We start from the raw sequence: 17,814 nt of genomic DNA, 5'->3' as shown, positions 1-17,814 counted from the left end.
CGGGCGAGCGTTAATCTGGTGGGGTGGCACTTACAGATCTAACTTTGACCGAGATGCGCACGTTCCAACCCGACGTGCACATGCCCTCTGACTTCACCTCGTTTTGGGAGAATACGCTGGCACAAACCCGCCAGAAGATCGCTCGAGGCAACCTTGTTTATTCGCTCACCCCACTTGACACCCCGTATAAGCAAGTAGAGTATTACGACCTCGAATTTCCCGGTTTTATGGGGGATCCAATCCACGGCTGGCTGTCCGGGCCGGCCGGTTTTATGCAACAAAGCGATCTGCCAATCATGGTGCAGTATCACGGCTATGGGGGAGGGCGAGGAATCCCCGGCGCCTACCCGCACTGGCCGATGGCAGGCTACGTGCACCTGTCGATGGACTCGCGCGGGCAGGGCGGTGATTTTGGAGGATACGCTGCTACGCCGGATCCTCATCCAGCTTCTCCTCACGCTCGCGGCTTCATGTCGAACGGGATTGAAAGCAAGGAAGACTACTACTTCCGCAGGCTGGTAACCGACGCAGTAATGGCTGTGGATACTGCGTTGGAGCTTCCGTTTGTGGATAAGTCGCGAGTGTTCGTTACGGGTGCGTCCCAGGGCGGCTACCTGTCCATCGCGGCGGGGGCCCTTCATGATCGCGTGCGTGCCTCCATGCCCGATGTTGCGGGCTTTTGTTACCTGATGCGGGGAGTTGACCTCACGGATGACAATCCGTATCGCGAACTAGCGCGCTTCTTCAACACCCACCCGGGCTCCGTAGATCATTACGAGCAAGTACTGAACTATTTTGACGGCGTGAACTTTGCACGCATCGCTCAGGCCCCGGCACTGTTCAGCCTCGGCATGATGGACGTGACGGTGCCGCCTTCAACCACATATGCGGCTTACAACGTTTATAACGCGCCCGCCGAAATGGAGGTTTACCCCTACGCCGGGCATGATGGCGGCGGCCTGCACCACTTCCTAAAACAGGCTTCGTGGGTAAGCCAGTTTGTCTAGCAAATCGCAACCAAAGCCGTGAAAAGGCCCGCTTACATTCCGATAAGTATCCGGGTAAGCGGGCCAAATGCTAGTAGGTGTTAGTACCTGATTGCGTCGATTGGTTTTACCTTTACCGCGATGGCAGCGGGAATTATGCCTGCAAGAGCTCCCACACCGGCCGCGATGAGGACGCCCAGAAGGGCGGCGGTCATCGGGTAGGGGATGGATGAAATTGGGATGGGGAAGTCTAACCAGCCATTCGGGGCAAGCCGGATAGTGAGGATAGATAGCAGCACGCCGGTAAAGCCGGCGGCCGTAGTGGCCACCACGGATTCGAGGAACACAGAGAAGAACACGCGCCGAGCGGATGCGCCCATTGCGCGTCTAATGCCGATCTCGCGAATGCGTTGGCGAACCGTCACAATCGAAACGGTTAACAAACCAAACGCGCCTAGCATAATCACAATGCCACCAATGATGGAGACGATGGTTGTGATGATGGCTCGCTGCCCCTCGCCCACATCGGATTGTTCACCGGACCAGTAGCTTTCAACTTGCCAGTTAGGCCCAAGTTGAGACTTTAGCGTTGCTAGTACAACATCGTTCGCATTTTCTTCTTCGCCAACGGGAACCAGTGCGCGTAGCTCGCCAGATTCCAGATCCGGAGCGGCGTTTTCTCCCGTGGCAAGACGAGGCTGTGAACAAATCAGGCCGTCGTAATGCATGAAAATCTCGTTTTGATCCCACCGCGTTTGCCCTTTTACAACGCCCACCACGGTAAGGGTTAAGCCGGGGTCGCCCTCAACAATGATCCGCGGATAGTTAAGCGGATTGGGCCTGCCCATGTTGTCCCACAGCTTCTCGTTGATCACAACAGGATTCATCTGCAGCATCGCGTCGGCGTCATTAATAAAACGCCCCACCAAAAGCTGGCGCGCAAAAAACTTGAAGTAAATCGGGTCAACGCCGCTTAGTTCCACCTGCTTATCAAAGCAGTCTTCCTGTTTGTAATCGCATTTGGAGGACCACGAGGAGGTGCGTATGTTCGGAGATACTCTCACCGAACGCGACCAGTTGGTGACCTTTAGGTCCGTCATGGTTGCGCGCGCGGCCGCCCCGAACTTGCTTGTACGCGTGCCGGTGGAATCCTCTACGAGGTCGGCGCTCTTGCCAAACTGCGGTTGATCCGACCCAGCGCCGTAACCGGCGGGGCCGTACGGACCGTAGGGACCAAACTTGCTTTCTGGATTGGCGTCGCCACCGCTTGAAGGCGTGGCTTGGAAAGTGAGGATACCCGGTCGGTTTCCCGAGATTGTTTGGAAATACTCGTCGGTTGCAAGTGCCATCGAGCCTAACGCCAGAACGGTTGCCATTGCCCACACGGCCACGGCCACACCCGTTAGCGATAGTACAAACCGACCCTTGTTAATCTTGATCTCGCCCCAGGCCTCGATGAGGGCGCTCAAAATCTTGTTCACTGCGCCTCCACCTCTAGGGACCGGGTAGCTAAAGCATCGTGTACCTGCTCATGGCTACGTTCAACCAGCACGCCCTCGGAAATCTGATAAATCTGCTTCGCGCGAGCCGCCACCTGCATGTCGTGCGAAATGATGATGAGGGCGGAGTTCATCTCTGCTGCCACTCGCTCCAGCAAGTCCATCACCATGCTGCCGGTTTGCAGATCAAGGGCGCCCGTGGGCTCATCCGCGAGGATCACTTTTGGCTTGCGTACAAGGGCGCGAGCAATCGCAACGCGTTGCTGTTCGCCACCCGATAGCTGGCTGGGCATTGCCTCTAAACGGTCCCCTAGGCCCACCAGCTCAAGCATTTCTGCGGCCAAACTCGAGCGGCGAAAAAGCGTTTTTGTTGAGGACGAATACAGTAGCGGCACCTCGACGTTCTCCAGGGCCGTGCGTGCATTAAACAGGTTGAACTGTTGGAATACGAAACCAAACGAGCTGCCGCGCAGAGCCGCACGCTTGCTTTCGGAGAGCTTAGCTACGTCCTCGCCGGCAAAAATGTACGAACCCGAATCAGGTAAATCCAACATGCCAATGATGTTTAGTAGCGTCGACTTACCCGTTCCGGACTGGCCCACAATCGAAATGTGATCGCGCGCGGACACGGTTAGGTCAACCCCGCGCAAAATCGGGAGGGGATTGCCGTTTTGAAGAGTGACCGTTCTGGTTACGCCGGTAAGTTCTAACACGGTTTAACCGACTCCACCCGCGCCCATGTCGTCACCTGCCGGATCATTATTCTGGTTGTCCTGGCGGGGGACGAACTCCAAAATCTCCTGGCCTTCCGTTAGGCCCTCTTTGATTTCAATGAGGTAGCCATCCGAAATGCCAAGCTTAACCTCAACTTTTTCGGGCTTTTGCGTAATGTCGTCCGTGGGGAGGTAGACCGTGCCCTTCTGGTAGCGGCCTTCCACAGCTGTAACCGGTACGACGAGGGCATTCTTGGCCTCGCCGCCATGAATAATTAGCTTGGCCTTCACGCCGTCAAACACGAGCTCGGATTCGGGAATATCGCAGCGTAGCTGAGGACCGGAGTTGCTTTGCTCTTCGCCCTCTTTTTGTGCCGGAGAGCCGGTAACGGTTTTAAGACCGGTGCATTTAAACGGTGCGGGCCCGCCGGTGACGGCCAGCTCGGCCTCCTCGGGAACGCCCTGAAGCGAATACAACTGATCGGGCGTCACGGGAACTTCTGCGTGGAACGTGTCGGGCACGATAGTTGCAACGGGCGTGCCAACCTCAACCTGCTGGTCGATGAGGGCATCCAAAGAAATCGTGCCGGGCGAGGCCGCAACCACGTCGTGATAAGTCACAACCGCGGCAGGGGGCGGCCCCGCTTCACCATCGGGGCCCGGATCGGGAGCCTCAGGAACTTCCTTTTGCATGATCTGCATGATGCGATCGCCTGCGTTTACCTTTGCGCCGTCCTCAACGAACAGCCACACGATGGTGCCTTGCGCTGTTGCCTTCACCGTTTCAGACTTGTTTCGCACAACCGACGCATCCAGCGTGACCTCGTGCGAAATATCAGAGCGCGTCACCTGCGTGGTGGGGAACGTGAAGTCCCCATCTCCCACCAAATCCGGCGCCTTTTGTTGGTTTGGAAAGAACGCGAACTTAACTAGCGCAACGGCGATTACCACCCAGATCAGCAGTCGCAGGATCTGCATTACGAAAGTTCTAGTGGGGTGTGCGTTCATTGGGCGCCCTCTTTGGCTTCGCTCTAGTTATGTATTTATGAGCATATTACTTTGTGGGTGGCCGAAATTTTTAATTCCGTACCAGTTAAATCTGCGCGTGTCGGTTTTGTAGATTTACCGCCTCCGTGGTCGAGGCGTTTGCGACGCGTCGTCGAAATTCTTGAATCCTGTGCAGGTCGAACGGGGGGGGGGAGAGAGAGTCCGGCGATACGGCTCCTACGCCAATTCAGCTAAGGTCAAGAATATTTGCGAGCGGCTCGTAGTGGGCGTAGACCGCATCGCGGTATGCATCCGCATCACCAGCCTGCGCGGTTTCCAACATTAGGGCGTGGGCCTTTGCTGTGCAAACCAGGTCACGTTTAATCGTTTCTTCCATGTCTGGAATGAAAGATTGATGCACCATCCACATAGCGGCAACTAGCTGATTTAGCAGGCTGTTGTCCAAGTAGGAGGCCAGCCCGTTGTGGAAAGCAATGTCCTCTTCCAGGTAGGTCTGCCCCGCCTCGGCCTTCTCGATCATTGTTGCAACCAGCTTTTCTAGTTCGGGATTAGAGGTTCCCTTCATCTCTCGAGCTAGGCTGTTACTCATCCCAAGATCAATGTATCGACGGATAGCCACTACGTGCCGTAAGGATTCCGATCCTTCAAAATGGTCAAGGGCATAACGCAGAATCAGTGTTTCAACCATAGGCTGCAAGGACATTTCACCGACGAATGAACCGCGTCCCTGCTGGACTCGCACGATGTCTAGGGCCTCGAGTTTGCGAATAGCCTCGCGCACGGACGAGCGTGAGACACCAAGATCTTCACACAGCTGAACTTCTGTGGGCAGAGGATCACCAGGTTTTAGCTGGTGATCTAGAATGTACGCTTTCACCGCGTCCATCGTGGCCTTGGATCTATTAATAGACGCAATTCGGCCAGTGTCTAGGCTCGTCGGCAAGTTTTTGGACGTATTTTCCAAGAACGCTTGCACTAGGTTGCCGGTCATCATACAAAAATACTAACCGATACGTGACACCTGCACTTATCGTTTCAAGAGTCAAGCAAATCCTTTTCATGCTGATCCAACGGAGATAGCAACGATAGCGCCGCCGGTGGTTTTTAAACGTCGCATCCGTTCAGACTTAAGCGTTGCGGCATTGAACACGAAACATGGGGGCGGCCCGAGCTTTTACTCGGGCCGCCCCCATGTCATCCCATCAACACAATGCAAGGTTTTCAGTCTCGAGGAAACAAATCTGAAAACAGCGTCTCGCCGATCTCCTCAGCGATTAATTAAAATGTAAGTCCCTATTCTGGGTAGGGCTTAAAACTAACCTGGAAGTTTCTTGGGAAAAATTTTGGTGGACCACTTTCGTGGCCCACCAAAATCAGTATTCAGCTAAGTAGCGCTGTTACATGCTTCGACGCACGATGTCGAGCGTGCGAATGTTAAACAATGCGAAGCGTACAAGCTGGTAGGGAATGAAGTTCCGCTTGAAAGTCGTGTACTTGGTTGGAAGCGGTGCACGTGAAAGACGTGCAGCCGTTCGCGGGTCAAGCTGTTCGACAGTCTTCATTGCTTCCGCAGTTTTTTCTGACATGTTGATCACTCCGGCAGTAGGTTCCAGCCCGGAAGAGCCTTCGCCTTGTAGATGAACAGGTAGTGGTACAGGATCTTGACCCAGTGGCCGAACAGGCCGAGCTCACCCTGCGTGAGGGTGGGGTGACGACCCGTTTCGGGGTACACGGTGTTATCCGGAACAACCGGGTACATGACCATCGCGGCTGCGGATCCGGAAAGCATGTTGCGACCGGTAGAAGCATCACAAATCGCGCCGAGATCACCCAGGGATGCCTCGCGAAGCGGAGCATTGGGATCGTTTAGGCGATCGAGGATGGACTCAGCAACCTTAGCTGCCATCGTACCCGAAGGCTGGCCGGTGCGCGGAGGCGCCGGAGCAATCATCGTGCCGTTCGGCGTCTTGGTCGGCTCAGAAATTGCGTGCGGCGGAGCGAACGCAATACCAACAGCAAACATGTTGCCGTAGGTCGGGTTCTGGTAGGTGCGCGGCCAGTCCTTTGCACGCCACTCCTCGTAAGGCTTCGGCGTGTAGTCCGCGTCAACCTTCATGAAGCCCGCCGGGTTGAAGACAACGTCAGAAATGTCATTGCCCTCGCGGTCGAATGCCTTCATCGGAATACCCGTGAACGGAGGTAGAAGCATAGCGAAATCGTAGTCGAGATCGTGCTCTTCACCGTCAGCGTTCTCGTACGTCAGCTTGTCGGCCTCGATATTCTTGACCGCAACCTGAGCAATAGCCTTAACGCCACGCTCGCGGAAAATGGACTCGGTCCACAGCTGTGAGGTGGTGTAGTAGCCGTCCTGCTTGAACGTCATGCCGCCAACGCCAAGGTCGCCCAGCTTCGGCTCGTTCGTGATGTAAACGATCTCAGCCTTGTCGCGCACGCCGTGCTGACGAAGCTCGAAGTCGGTGTTGAAGGTGTATTCGAAAGCAGCGCCCTGGCAGGTGCAGTTACCGGCGCCAGTGCCGATAACAAAGCGGAGGCGTTCGCCATTCTTCATGCGGTTAACCGCGCGAAGGAACTCCTCACCGCAGACCTCAGCGTGAGCGTCGGTGCACACGGACTGCGTGTAGCCGCCGTCCGGGCCAAGACCCGGCGTTGCCGCGAAGTTCAGCTTCGGGCCGGTTGCGTTAATCAAGTAGTCAAACTCAACGCGATCCGTCTGGCCTTTATGAGCTGGATCGGTGTATTCGAACTCTACCTGCGGACGCGGGTTATCTTCCGTGCCCTCCGGGTAGATGTTGTGAGCGGCCGCCTGGCGGAAATCGATGCCGTACTTTTCGTAAAGCGGGCGAAGTTCGAAGACCACCTTTTCACGAGGCATTGAGCCCGTGCCAACCCAAATGTTGGAAGGAACCCAGTTCCAGGTTGGTTTTGGCGAGACGACCACGACTTGATGTTCTGTGTTCTTTAGCTCTCTTGCGAGGATCATCGAGGCCGTGTGACCAGCGATGCCTGCACCAAGAACGACAATTTGAGCCACGGTGTTTCCAATCGTCGGAATTGAAATATGACAACAATAAATTAAGCTCAGCTGACACAACTTTGTGCTCTTAACTCACTGCGCTGTGCGGGTCGAGCTACATCCTCAATGCTAACAGGACGCCCGCGTGTTAGCCACGTCACCGAGTCGAAAAACAGCTCAAAATATGTGACTTCGTATACGACACCTCGAGAAAATGTGATTAGCATCTCACGTCTGTGTGGATAAAGTGAGCAGTGAATCCCCTCTGAAAACGCCTTGATCCAATCCAAGAAGAGACGAAGGGCGCGAGCCGATGCCCGCGCCCTTCCAGCTCAGCGCTGGTTTATAGCGCTGCGATGATGTTCTCTACCGAAGCCTTTGCGTCTCCGAACAGCATCTTTGTGTTCTCCTTGAAGAACAGCGGATTCTGTACGCCCGCGTAGCCGGTGGCCATGGAGCGCTTAAACACGATCACATCGTGGGCGTTCCACACCTTCAAGACCGGCATGCCGGCAATCGGCGAACCCGGCTGCTCAGCTGCTGGATTCACCGTGTCATTAGCGCCGATGACGAGGACGACGTCCACATCACCGAAATCGTCATTCACCTCGTCCAGTTCCTTAACGATGTCGTAAGGGACCTTCGCTTCAGCCAGTAACACGTTCATGTGGCCGGGTAGGCGACCGGCAACCGGGTGGATGCCGAACTCGACCTCGACGCCCGCGTCGCGGAGCTTGCGAGTCAGGTCCGCAACCGGGTACTGCGCTTGCGCAACAGCCATGCCGTATCCCGGGGTGATCATGACGCGCTTCGCGTCCTTCAGCAGCTCGGCAACCTCTGATGCTTGGATCTCTTGATGAGTGCCCTGCTCTTCGTCGCCGGAAGTTACCGCGCCATCCGAGCCGAATCCGCCCAGGATTACCGAAATGAACGAGCGATTCATGGCCTTACTCATGATGTAAGAGAGGAAGGCACCGGAAGAACCAACGAGGGCGCCCGTAATAATCAGCAGGTCGTTGTTCAACATGAAGCCGGCGGCGGCCGCAGCCCAACCGGAGTAGGAGTTCAACATCGACACAACCACAGGCATGTCTCCGCCACCAATAGCCGCCACGAGGTGGAGGCCGAATGCCAAAGCGATAAACGTCATCAGGATCAGCATCGCTGTTGCTAGCGGCGTAACACCGCCCTCGCGAATAAATACCACCATGATGATCAGCGTCACCACTAGGGCCGCCAGGTTGATCCAGTTGCGGCCGGGTAGCATCAGCGGGGCGCCCTTAATCTTGGCCGACAGCTTCAGGTAGGCAATGATCGAACCCGTGAACGTGACCGCGCCAATGAAGACGCCCAGGTAAACCTCACCCAGGTGGAAACCGCCGAGTAGCTCGGCCTGAGCATCTGGCGCCAGGTAAGAGTTGTAACCCACCAGCACGGCGGCAAGGCCAACAAACGAGTGGAGTAGTGCGATGAGCTCGGGCATGCCGGTCATCTCGACGTTGCGTGCCTTCCAAATGCCGATCATCGCTCCAATTAGCATTGCCACTGCGATCAACATGGCAGTGACGGCTACACCGCGATCGGGGTTGGAAGATATCGCCAGCGCAATCGTGGCGATGAGCGCAATGGTCATGCCAATGATGCCCGCATTGTTACCCTTTTGGGCGGTTTCGTGCTTAGACAGGCCTGCGAGGGCGCGAATAAATAGCAGTGCCGCGATGATGTATGCCAACGACACGAACGTTTGGACGCTCGATGCGGAGGTGGCTTCAACGGGAGCGGCAGGAAGCAGAGTGCTCGCTTTAATGAGAGAAGTAAACATCTATATCAGTCCTTCTTGAACATGGCGAGCATGCGGTGCGTGACCGTGAAGCCACCAAAAATGTTGATGGAAGCCACGACAATCGCAATGAACGACAGGGTTGAGACGAGGAGGTTGCCAGAGCCAACCTGCAAGATTGCGCCCACCAGGATGATGCCGGAAATCGCGTTGGTTACAGACATGAGGGGCGTGTGCAGCGAGTGGGTGACTGAGGTGATCACGTAGAACCCGAGGATAATAGCCAGGGCTAGAACCATATAGTGACCGAGCACGGGCGCGGGTGAAACCCATACCAGAGCCAGGCCAAGAACTGCCGCTACCAGAGTCCAGATAAACCGGTTGCGCTTCTTAGCGGCCTCCTTCCGTGCCTCTTCTGCCGCTTGAGCGGCTTCGAGTGCCGGGTCTGGCTTGGGGGTAGCAGCGGCGGGGGCCGCCGACACCTTTACCGGAGGGGGTGGCCACATCACATCACGCAGATGCGTGATGGTAATGCCGCGCACAATCTCGTCCTCGAGGTCGAAAACGATCTGTCCGTCCTTTTCCGGCGTCATGAGCTTTAGCAGGTTCACTATGTTTTGGCCGTAAAGCTGCGATGACTGAGCGGGTAGCCTGCCCGCAAGGTCGGTAATGCCCAGAATGATCACGCCATTATCGGTGACTACGCGCTCGCCGGGAACCGTGAGTTCGCAGTTGCCGCCATTTGCGGCGGCCATGTCGACGATGACCGAACCGGGCTTCATACCGGCAACGGCCTGGGCGGTGAGCAAAAGCGGCGACTTCCGGCCCGGCACGTTTGCCGTGGTGATGACGATATCGGAGGTCGCGGCTTGCTCGGTGTATAGCGTAAGTGCGGCGTCACGCTGGGCGTCGGTCATCTCCTTGGCATAGCCGTCGGAGGAAACCTCGCTGGCTGCTGGAATGGCAACAAAGTTGGCGCCCATGGATTCGACTTGCTCGCCAACTTCGGGGCGAACGTCGGTGGCGGAAACCTGTGCACCCATAGAGTTTGCGGTGCCGATTGCGGCCAGTCCGGCAACGCCTGCGCCAATCACGTAAACGCGTGCGGGTGGCATCTTGCCAGCGGCCGTGACCTGGCCGGTGAACAGGCGGCCATATTCGGCGGCGGCCTCAATGATGGCGCGGTAGCCGGCCACGTTTGCCATTGACGAGAGCACGTCCATGGATTGCGCGCGAGAAATGCGCGGAACGGTGTCCATGGCGAGGGCGGTGATGCCTCGGGTCGCAAGCGCTTCGATGAGCTCCGGGTTACGTGCGGGAGCTAGGCGAGCGATGAGGGTTGCTCCCTCGTGCATCATGTCTAGCTGACTCGTGGTGGGCGCATCGAGCGCTAGCACGATGTCGGAATCCCAAACGGTCTCTGACGTGGCGATGCGCGCGCCGGCTTCTTGATACTGCGCATCGGGGTAGCTGGCTAACTCTCCGGCGCGTTCTTCGAGGGCAACTTCGTAGCCCAGTGCTATAAGTTTTTTGACTGTATCGGGAGTGGCCGCCACAAGTGGTTGCCCGTTCCCTTCTTTTGGAACCCCTATGCGCAAAACTGCTCCTTTGTGTTCGAGGTTAAGGCGGCTTTACCGGTTCTTTAGTCCAAGAAGCCGCAACTACTTACGAGAATAGCGGGAAGGCAAGACGATGCAAACGCCGCGTTGGGATTTCCCATAATCCAAAATGACATGTCGTAAACGTAGTGATTTGCGCGACTTTTCGCCCAGTTTTGCCGCGTGGTACGTTGTGCGAAGGAGTTGAAGGAGGATGTGTGGTCGCTGGTGATCCGTGGGATGAGGGCGCGCCGGCTAACGCATTTGAGCGTGCCGGCAGTGAGTATCAGGATTATCGTCCTTCGTATCCGCCCCAGTCAGTGAGGGCAGCCTTAGGCGTTGAGGATGCACGTGGCTTGCGGGTTGTGGATGTGGGCGCAGGCACGGGTAAGTTTTCGCGCCGGGCGTTGGAGGCCGGGGCGCGCGTGTGGGCGGTGGAGCCCGCGTTGGCGATGAGGCGCCAGTTGGCTGCTGCGCAAAAGAATTACCCGGATGATCTGCAGGTAATTGAGGGAGTCGCTGAGGCTACGGGTCTTCCACAGGGGTTTGCTGATGTGGTGGTGTTTGCGCAGAGCTGGCATTGGGTTGATCCCGGCGCGGCACTGGTAGAGGCGGCAAGGCTTCTGCGCCGAAATGGGCATGTTGCGATCGTGTTTAACCAGATGGATGTGTCGATTCCGTGGGTGCATCGCCTGACTCGAATCATGCGTTCGGGAGATGTTCACACTCCCTCGCGGCCCCCGATACTCGGCGCAGGATGGACAGCGCCCTCGTTGCATAAAACTGATTTTGTATCCGGCCTCGATATTGAAGGAGTGAAGGCGCTGGCGCGCACACGCTCGTCTTACTTGAAGTCCACGCCGGCGAACAGGCAGAAGATGCAGGCGAACTTGCAATGGTACCTGGCGGAGCATCTTGGCTATGGCAAAACGGACGTTATCGAGATCCCGTATTACACACTTGTGTGGAAAACGACGCTGAAATCTGGAGCATCTGATATCTAACAGCTCACAAAATGGCTAATTTCTCCAGAGAATGGACGGATTAGCGGAGATTTCAGCAATCTTGATAATAATGTGACCGTCCGATTTTCGTTTGAAAGATGGTGCGCAAAATGCGTAACAGTCGCACGTACGTGCTTGTAGTAACCGGTATGGCTTTGTTCGCAATGTTTTTTGGTGCGGGCAACCTTATTTTCCCCGTCATGATTGGCGTGGACGCTGGCGTTTCGTTCACGCCCGCGATTCTAGGATTCCTAGGAACCGGTGTGCTACTACCTGTTCTAGGCATTGTTGCGGCCGCTACGTCGCAGGAGGGCGTGACGGGCATTTCGTCTCGCATTGGTAAGTATCCGGGCTTGGTGTTCACGATTGTGATCTTCCTGTCCACGGGCATGCTGTATGCGATTCCGCGCGTTGGCACGGTTAGCTACGAGATGGCGGCGGTACCGCTGATTGGCGCTGAGCGTGCGGGCTCGGGAGCGCTAATGATTTACACGGCAGTGTTCTTCACGGTCACATTCTTCTTGGCGCTTAATCCGAAGGGATTCTTGGATCGCATTGGTGCGTGGCTGACGCCGGCATTACTTGTCTTGCTAGTGGTATTGATCGTGTCTGCCATGGCAAAACTTCCTGTAGCGATGGGAGAGCCCACCGCAGAGTATGCCCAAACTCCGTTTGCTGAGGGCCTACTGAAGGGCTACTTCACGATGGATGCGATCGCCTCCCTGGTGTTTGGCATTGTCATCATCTCCTCGCTTCAGCACTCTGGCTTGTTCAAGACGAAGAACCAGGTTTTTGCTGGCACCGCCACGGCAGGCGTAATCGCGGGTGCGCTCTTGGCCGTGTTTTATCTTGGTCTTGGCCAGATCGGTATTCGCATGAGTCCGTTTAACCCGGATAACGGTGCCGAGGCCTTGGCCATCGCTTCCGTGGAACTGTTTGGGTCAGGACGTCAGGCACTGTTCGGCCTGATCGTTGTGCTCGCTTGCCTCACTACCGCGGTTGGCCTGGTTGGAGCGTCATCGCAATACTTTATGACGCTGTTCCCGCGTATCTCGCGCATCCAGATGGTTTCTATCCACGTGCTGGTTTCATTCGCCCTCGCAAATCTCGGTTTGCAAACAATCCTTAACGTGGTGGCTCCAATCAACCAGCTGATCTACCCGATCGTCATCTGCATCGTCTTCATCGCCCTGTTCGATATTTTTGTACCGGGCGAACTCTACTGGACGTACCGTCTAGCAGCATGGCTTGGCGCGTGCTTTGGCGTGTTGGAAGCACTGCGTTCGATCGGTGATTCGTTCAACTGGCTACTGCCGTTCCTGGATTCGTTCCCGCTAGGGCCGGTCAACATGTCATGGGTTACTCCCGCGTTGCTGGGCTTTGCTATCGGCCTGATTATCGACACTGTTAAGGGAGACCACATCTGGACCAAGCGTCCAAACCAACAGTCTGTGGAGGCCTAACTCGCACTTGTCCCATAAGATCGAGAGCGTGGATACAGCTCGCCAAACAAACGTGGAGATTGCACGCCAAAGCACGTCGCGTCTCAAGCGATTTGTATCCACGCTCTCAGATTTTTCACCATCGTCGCGGGCCGGAATGGCGCTTGCGGCGATAATGTTCGTAATCTCGATGTCGCCGTCTTTGTTGCCACGTATGTGGTGGTGGCAGGGCGTGGTTTCGGGCATTGTGATCGAGGTTAGTTATGCGGTTGGTGCGCTGGCTGGCTGGTTACTGAGTCGTATTTGGCGCGGTGCTGACGTGCGGATCAGCGCGAACCCGAAGTGGGTGAGGGCTGGCAAATGGATACTTTCGATAGTCATCGGTTCGTGGGCTGCGTGGATGCTGGTGAGGTCGTTCATCTCAAATAATCGCGCTGCCAGGCTCATGGGTTTTACGCCTCTGAGTGTTATTGACTATCTGGCTGCAACCGCGATGGCCATATTAACGGCCGCAGTAATCGCAGGGCTCGCGATTTTGATTGTCGGACTGTGGCGTTGGGTTGCGAAATGGGCGTCACGCCTGCTTCCCAGGTGGGGCGCGGCCATTGTAGCTACGGTGATTCTGGCTGTGCTGTCCACTTTCTTGATCTCAGACGTGTTGTTCACGCGCGGCATGGAGTACGCCTATCGTACGTTTGCGGCAGTGGATCAGGCGGAAGAGGCGGGTGTGACTCGTCCGGTTTTACCGCAGCGGTCGGGCTCGATCTACTCGTATGAGAATTGGGACAACATTGGCAAGCAGGGCAAAAGATTCCTGTCTAAAGGGCCGCGAGCGCAACAGATCGAGGAGGTGACGGGCCGCGAGGCGATGGAGCCGATCCGTATTTACGCGGGTTTGGCCGAGCATCGCAGTTTGGAAGAGAGCGCCCGCGTGGTGGCTGCCGAGATGCAGCGCACGGGCGCCCTGTCGCGTTCGGCGCTCATGATTGTGACCACTACGGGCACCGGTTGGGTAGAGGAATGGTCTGTTCAGCCGTTCGAGTATTTGACCGGCGGAGATTGCGCGATTGTCGCAACCCAGTATTCGTACGTGCCTTCTGCCATCGCGTTCTTGCGTGAGTTCGACCAGCCGGTTACCGCCTCGAAAATCTTGTTTGAAGCTGTGATGGATGAAGTGAATAAGCTTCCCGAGGATGAGCGTCCCGCGGTTTATCTTCAGGGCGTGTCTTTGGGCGCGTTTGGGTCGGAGTCGATTTTCGAGGATGAAGCTAGCCTGCTCGAAAATGTGGATGGCGCGGTGTGGGCGGGAACGCCTAATGTGACGCGGCTGTGGCAGAAGCTGACGCGTGAGCGCAATGGGGGTAGCCCGATGATCGCGCCGGTGGTGAGTAGCGGGCATAATATTCGTTTCGCTACGAAGCCGGAGGATTTGCGGGCCGATATTTATGGGCGAGACCTGCCCCAGTGGCAGTATCCGCGTGTCGCAGTGTTGCAGCATGCTACGGACCCGGTGGTGTGGTGGAACACAAACATTATCCGTCGCGAGCCAGATTGGCTTAAGGAGCGCCCGCCTTCGGATTTGAATCCGGACATGCAGTGGACGCGACTAGCCACGTTCATTCAGGTGAGTGCGGATCTTCCCGTTGCCGGTTTGGCGGCGGACGGGCATGGCCACGTTTATCACCGCGAGTTCATTCCTGCGTGGGCCGAGGTGCTTGGCCTCGTGAATAATGGGGAGTCGCAGCGCTATACGGGGGCAAATCCGTATCGTGGAGCAGATATTTCGTGGTTTGACTCGAATGTAGAGAGTGCCATTTCTACGGCAATTAGTAGTGATTTGTACGACTAGCAGATAGTGAGGGGCGGGTGGTTTTGGTGAGGTTCTTTAGGCCACTGATTGGTTTAGCGTTGGCCGCCGCGTTGGGGTTGGCCGCTTGTTCGCCTTCGCACGAGGCCGAGCCGGTTGTCGAAACGCAGCCTACACTTGCGGCTACGCAGCCCACTGAGCCTGAGGTCCAGCCGGTGACTTTCACGGTTGTGGGTACGGGTGATGTGCTGTCGCACATGCCGGTGGTGGAGCATTCGATTCAGGCTGATGGTTCTTATGATTACGCGCCGTTGGTAGCGGATATAAGGCCGTTTATAGAGGGTGCGGATTTGGCGCTTTGTCACCAGGAGGTTCCACTGACGCGAGATGAGGCTTCTGCGCACGGGTACCCGGTTTTTGCCGCGCCGGCTGGGTGGGCTAAGTCAACGGTTGGTTTGGGGTATGACGGTTGCTCAACGGCCTCGAATCATTCGTGGGATCGAGGTTGGGATGGCCTTGTTGAGACGGTGGAGATTCTGCAGGAGAACGGTCTGGGAGCTGTGGGCACGTCGGTGTCTGCCGAGCAGTCTCCCATCCAGTATTACGAGCTTGAACGCGCGGGCCGCAAGATTTTAGTTGCCCACCTCGCGTATACGTACGGGTTGAACTATGAGTATGTTCCCGAGGTCGAGCAAAACCCCTGGCTGGTGAACATCGATAACCCGGACCGCATGATTCAGTTGGCAAAGCAGGCGCGAAGCGAGGGAGCCGATGTAGTGATCGTTTCCGCGCACGGCGGCATTGAGTATCAGGCGGAACCATCGCAACAGCAGGTGGAATGGGCGCAAACGCTTGCAGATTCTGGCGTGGTTGATCTTTACCTGGGCCACCATGTGCACGTACCGCAACCTATCCAACAGTTTGAAGGCGGAGTTGAAGGCCAGGGAATGTGGGCGTTCTTCGGTACGGGCAACCTCGTGTCAAACATGGGGCCGCACATGGGCTGGGGAACGCAGAACGGTTACATTGCCCAAGCAACCATCACGGTTCCCGCTAAAGGAGCTGCCACTGTGGATGAGGTGGGCTATACCGGCCTCGTGTTGGATACGGACACGAACCACGTGTACGTTGCTGCGAATTACAATCAGGCGGATCACCCGGAATCACTTCTGTCGAATCAGACAAATGCCGCGTACTACGGGTATTTGAAAGAGGTGATGGGGGACGCGAAGGAGATCACGCAGGCGCCCGCGAATCCGGCCGTTCCTGCAAGGGTGATTGAGCGCCGCTAGTTAGATCAGCACGTAGAACGCGCTGATGAACAGGAATTGAGCTGCGATTGCTGCCCATAGCGTAGTGAACATGCGACGCAGCGCGAAAGTGCCGGCGCCGAGAACGGGCCCGAGGATTACGAGAATCACGCCGTTAGTGAGGGAGGGTGCGGTGGTGGCGATGGGAATCATCCACAGGATTGAAAGCAGTAGAGAGGCAAGTAACGGTTTTGCGTCGGTACGGGAGAGTTTGCGAGCCTGAGCAATCACGAGGCCGCGTAGCAGGTATTCTTGCGTGAATGCCCAGCAGAAAGCGGCGAAGAGGCCGGTTATGGCACCCGTGGGGGTGACTTCGCTGTCGGCAAGGCCGAATGTGATGACTATGAGGGCGCCGAGTGTTGCGAGAGTTCCAGCCAGCCACCACAGGCGTGAAATGCGTGGTTGGACGTTGATTTCGTAGAGTGGTTCGGGTTCTGACGATAGTGCGGTGCCCAGTAGAAGATCATCCGAGGTGTCGAGGGGCGGAGCATGCGTAGGAGCCTTGCCCCCGTTCTTGGGGAGCACGTATTCGGGTTCGCGCCAGATGATGTGCGTGAGGTGGGCGCGCACCGCGAAGTACTTGACGAGCATTGCCCCGAGAATCATGGGGATTGCAACCTCGTAAATGGCGAACATTGGCTCGCGCAGACGCAGCAAGGCGGGAAGGGGCTCGTAGCCGTTGGAAACTACCCAGAAGTGGCCGGCAAGGGTAGTTGCGAAAACAAGGGCGTATACGGCGAAGTACTGGAGCAGCAGTCTGATCCAGAGTCTTCGCGTTTCACTTGCCACGGTTTCGCCTTTCTTTCACGGTTACGATGATGAGGGCGATGAGGACGGCCGCGAATGCGAAGAAGAGCCATCCGGGCACGCCGGCAACGCTACTTATAATCTTTGATTCTAGTTCGACTTGTTGCGTTGCGGTGAGGATGGAGGGCAACCCGGCTTGTCCGCCAAAGAATACGAGTACGGCTCCAAGAATGACGAAGATGGTGCCGGAAATGATGTTCATGCGAGTGGTCCACCGGCCAAGTAGTTTGGCGGGTTTGGGTTTGAGCCAGCTCTTTTCACTGAGGTTGAACAGTTCCCATAGGAGGGCGAGGAGGGCAACGGGCAGGACCATGCCTATCGCGAAGGTGGCCATGAGCAGGGCGCCGGTCAGAGTGGACCCGCCAAGGGTGGCGAAGGAGAGAACCGCACCGAGGATCGGCCCGGAGCACCCCACGCCGGCGATGGCATAGCCGATGCCCAGCAGGAATACCGCAAGGTTGGTAGGCGCCCCTGCACCGCCCTCTTGATTGCCCGCTGATTTAGGGGCCATGAGCGAGGATGCCCAGCGCGGCGTGGGTATAGAGATGGCGAACATTTGGATGATGCCGAGCGCCATGATGAGTAGACCGGCTACCAGGGTCACTGTTTGAGAATAGCTGCGGATGAGGGCTCCGAGGCTACCCGCGAAAGCTCCGAGAGGGACCAGCACGATGATGACGCCGAGGGCGAATACGAGGGTGCGGGCGAGCAGTGTTTTTCGCGAGGTGAAGGCGTACGCGAAGAACGCGGGGAGGAGCATGGCAGCGCAGGGCGCGAAGATCATGAGGGCGCCGCCAAGGAAGGCAGCTAGGTAGCTGATTTCCAT

At 56.7% G+C, this 17,814-nt stretch carries 15 protein-coding genes; 5 read left to right on the top strand and 10 right to left on the bottom strand.

The window, feature by feature from the left end; translation table 11 throughout:
- Positions 1 to 23 precede the first annotated feature (23 nt).
- On the top strand, positions 24 to 1,007 hold the full coding sequence (locus HMPREF2854_RS03020) for an acetylxylan esterase (RefSeq protein ID WP_083309341.1): 984 nt from the start codon (positions 24 to 26) through the stop codon (positions 1,005 to 1,007).
- A gap of 80 nt (positions 1,008 to 1,087) precedes the next feature.
- On the opposite strand, the gene HMPREF2854_RS03015 is transcribed toward HMPREF2854_RS03020, so the two are convergent.
- From HMPREF2854_RS03015 to HMPREF2854_RS02980, 8 genes are all read right to left on the bottom strand, one after another.
- Positions 1,088 to 2,467, bottom strand: coding sequence for an ABC transporter permease (locus HMPREF2854_RS03015; RefSeq protein WP_070618784.1), 1,380 nt, complete (start codon positions 2,465 to 2,467; stop codon positions 1,088 to 1,090).
- A complete protein-coding gene (locus tag HMPREF2854_RS03010) occupies positions 2,464 to 3,198 on the bottom strand; it encodes an ABC transporter ATP-binding protein (RefSeq protein ID WP_070618781.1) in 735 nt (244 codons plus the stop codon). The genes HMPREF2854_RS03015 and HMPREF2854_RS03010 overlap by 4 nt, the downstream gene beginning before the upstream one ends.
- A 3-nt stretch (positions 3,199 to 3,201) precedes the next feature.
- Positions 3,202 to 4,206: an efflux RND transporter periplasmic adaptor subunit gene (locus HMPREF2854_RS03005; protein ID WP_070618778.1), complete on the bottom strand. Its 1,005-nt coding sequence runs from the start codon at positions 4,204 to 4,206 to the stop codon at positions 3,202 to 3,204.
- A gap of 226 nt (positions 4,207 to 4,432) precedes the next feature.
- On the bottom strand, positions 4,433 to 5,197 hold the full coding sequence (locus tag HMPREF2854_RS03000) for a FadR/GntR family transcriptional regulator (protein ID WP_261666657.1): 765 nt from the start codon (positions 5,195 to 5,197) through the stop codon (positions 4,433 to 4,435).
- A gap of 406 nt (positions 5,198 to 5,603) precedes the next feature.
- Entirely contained in the window at positions 5,604 to 5,792 is a 189-nt protein-coding gene (locus HMPREF2854_RS02995; RefSeq protein WP_148130880.1) for a hypothetical protein, read from the bottom strand.
- 5 nt (positions 5,793 to 5,797) lie between these two features.
- A complete protein-coding gene (locus tag HMPREF2854_RS02990) occupies positions 5,798 to 7,258 on the bottom strand; it encodes an NAD(P)/FAD-dependent oxidoreductase (protein WP_070618772.1) in 1,461 nt (486 codons plus the stop codon).
- Positions 7,259 to 7,583: 325 nt separating this feature from the next.
- Positions 7,584 to 9,062 carry a Re/Si-specific NAD(P)(+) transhydrogenase subunit beta gene (gene pntB, locus HMPREF2854_RS02985; RefSeq protein ID WP_070618769.1) on the bottom strand — a complete coding sequence of 493 codons (1,479 nt, stop codon included), beginning with the start codon at positions 9,060 to 9,062 and terminating at the stop codon, positions 7,584 to 7,586.
- A 5-nt stretch (positions 9,063 to 9,067) separates the two neighbouring features.
- Positions 9,068 to 10,618: a Re/Si-specific NAD(P)(+) transhydrogenase subunit alpha gene (locus tag HMPREF2854_RS02980; protein WP_070618767.1), complete on the bottom strand. Its 1,551-nt coding sequence runs from the start codon at positions 10,616 to 10,618 to the stop codon at positions 9,068 to 9,070.
- Positions 10,619 to 10,836: 218 nt separating this feature from the next.
- Between HMPREF2854_RS02980 and HMPREF2854_RS02975 the strand changes: the two genes are divergently transcribed.
- From HMPREF2854_RS02975 to HMPREF2854_RS02960, 4 genes are all read left to right on the top strand, one after another.
- Positions 10,837 to 11,622, top strand: coding sequence for a class I SAM-dependent methyltransferase (locus HMPREF2854_RS02975; protein ID WP_070618764.1), 786 nt, complete (start codon positions 10,837 to 10,839; stop codon positions 11,620 to 11,622).
- 110 nt (positions 11,623 to 11,732) lie between these two features.
- On the top strand, positions 11,733 to 13,085 hold the full coding sequence (gene brnQ / locus HMPREF2854_RS02970) for a branched-chain amino acid transport system II carrier protein (RefSeq protein WP_070619543.1): 1,353 nt from the start codon (positions 11,733 to 11,735) through the stop codon (positions 13,083 to 13,085).
- Between the two features lie 28 nt (positions 13,086 to 13,113).
- Positions 13,114 to 14,913 carry an alpha/beta hydrolase gene (locus HMPREF2854_RS02965; protein ID WP_070618761.1) on the top strand — a complete coding sequence of 600 codons (1,800 nt, stop codon included), beginning with the start codon at positions 13,114 to 13,116 and terminating at the stop codon, positions 14,911 to 14,913.
- A gap of 26 nt (positions 14,914 to 14,939) precedes the next feature.
- Positions 14,940 to 16,163 (top strand): CapA family protein, encoded by a 1,224-nt coding sequence (locus tag HMPREF2854_RS02960; protein WP_148130879.1) that lies wholly within the window; start codon positions 14,940 to 14,942, stop codon positions 16,161 to 16,163.
- On the opposite strand, the gene HMPREF2854_RS02955 is transcribed toward HMPREF2854_RS02960, so the two are convergent.
- Both HMPREF2854_RS02955 and HMPREF2854_RS02950 read right to left on the bottom strand, forming a co-directional pair.
- Positions 16,164 to 16,970 (bottom strand): hypothetical protein, encoded by an 807-nt coding sequence (locus tag HMPREF2854_RS02955; protein WP_070618754.1) that lies wholly within the window; start codon positions 16,968 to 16,970, stop codon positions 16,164 to 16,166. It lies immediately after the preceding gene.
- Complete coding sequence (locus HMPREF2854_RS02950; protein WP_070618751.1) at positions 16,960 to 17,814, bottom strand: cytochrome c biogenesis CcdA family protein; 855 nt, start codon at positions 17,812 to 17,814, stop codon at positions 16,960 to 16,962. Before HMPREF2854_RS02950 ends, HMPREF2854_RS02955 begins: the two co-directional genes overlap by 11 nt.

This window comes from Actinomyces sp. HMSC075B09 (assembly GCF_001812395.1).
Taxonomy (GTDB): Bacteria; Actinomycetota; Actinomycetes; order Actinomycetales; family Actinomycetaceae; genus Gleimia; species Gleimia europaea.
This window is presented reverse-complemented; position numbering and strand designations above follow the sequence as displayed.

What these genes read in the sequence shown, in the direction of transcription:
- pntB (WP_070618769.1), bottom strand. Translation starts at nt 9,062, where the DNA reads ATGTTTACTTCTCTCATTAAAGCGAGCACTCTGCTTCCTGCCGCTCCC.
- HMPREF2854_RS03005 (WP_070618778.1), bottom strand. Translation starts at nt 4,206, where the DNA reads ATGAACGCACACCCCACTAGAACTTTCGTAATGCAGATCCTGCGACTG.
- HMPREF2854_RS03000 (WP_261666657.1), bottom strand. Translation starts at nt 5,197, where the DNA reads ATGACCGGCAACCTAGTGCAAGCGTTCTTGGAAAATACGTCCAAAAAC.
- HMPREF2854_RS02995 (WP_148130880.1), bottom strand. Translation starts at nt 5,792, where the DNA reads ATGTCAGAAAAAACTGCGGAAGCAATGAAGACTGTCGAACAGCTTGAC.
- HMPREF2854_RS02950 (WP_070618751.1), bottom strand. Translation starts at nt 17,814, where the DNA reads ATGGAAATCAGCTACCTAGCTGCCTTCCTTGGCGGCGCCCTCATGATC.
- brnQ (WP_070619543.1), top strand. Translation starts at nt 11,733, where the DNA reads ATGCGTAACAGTCGCACGTACGTGCTTGTAGTAACCGGTATGGCTTTG.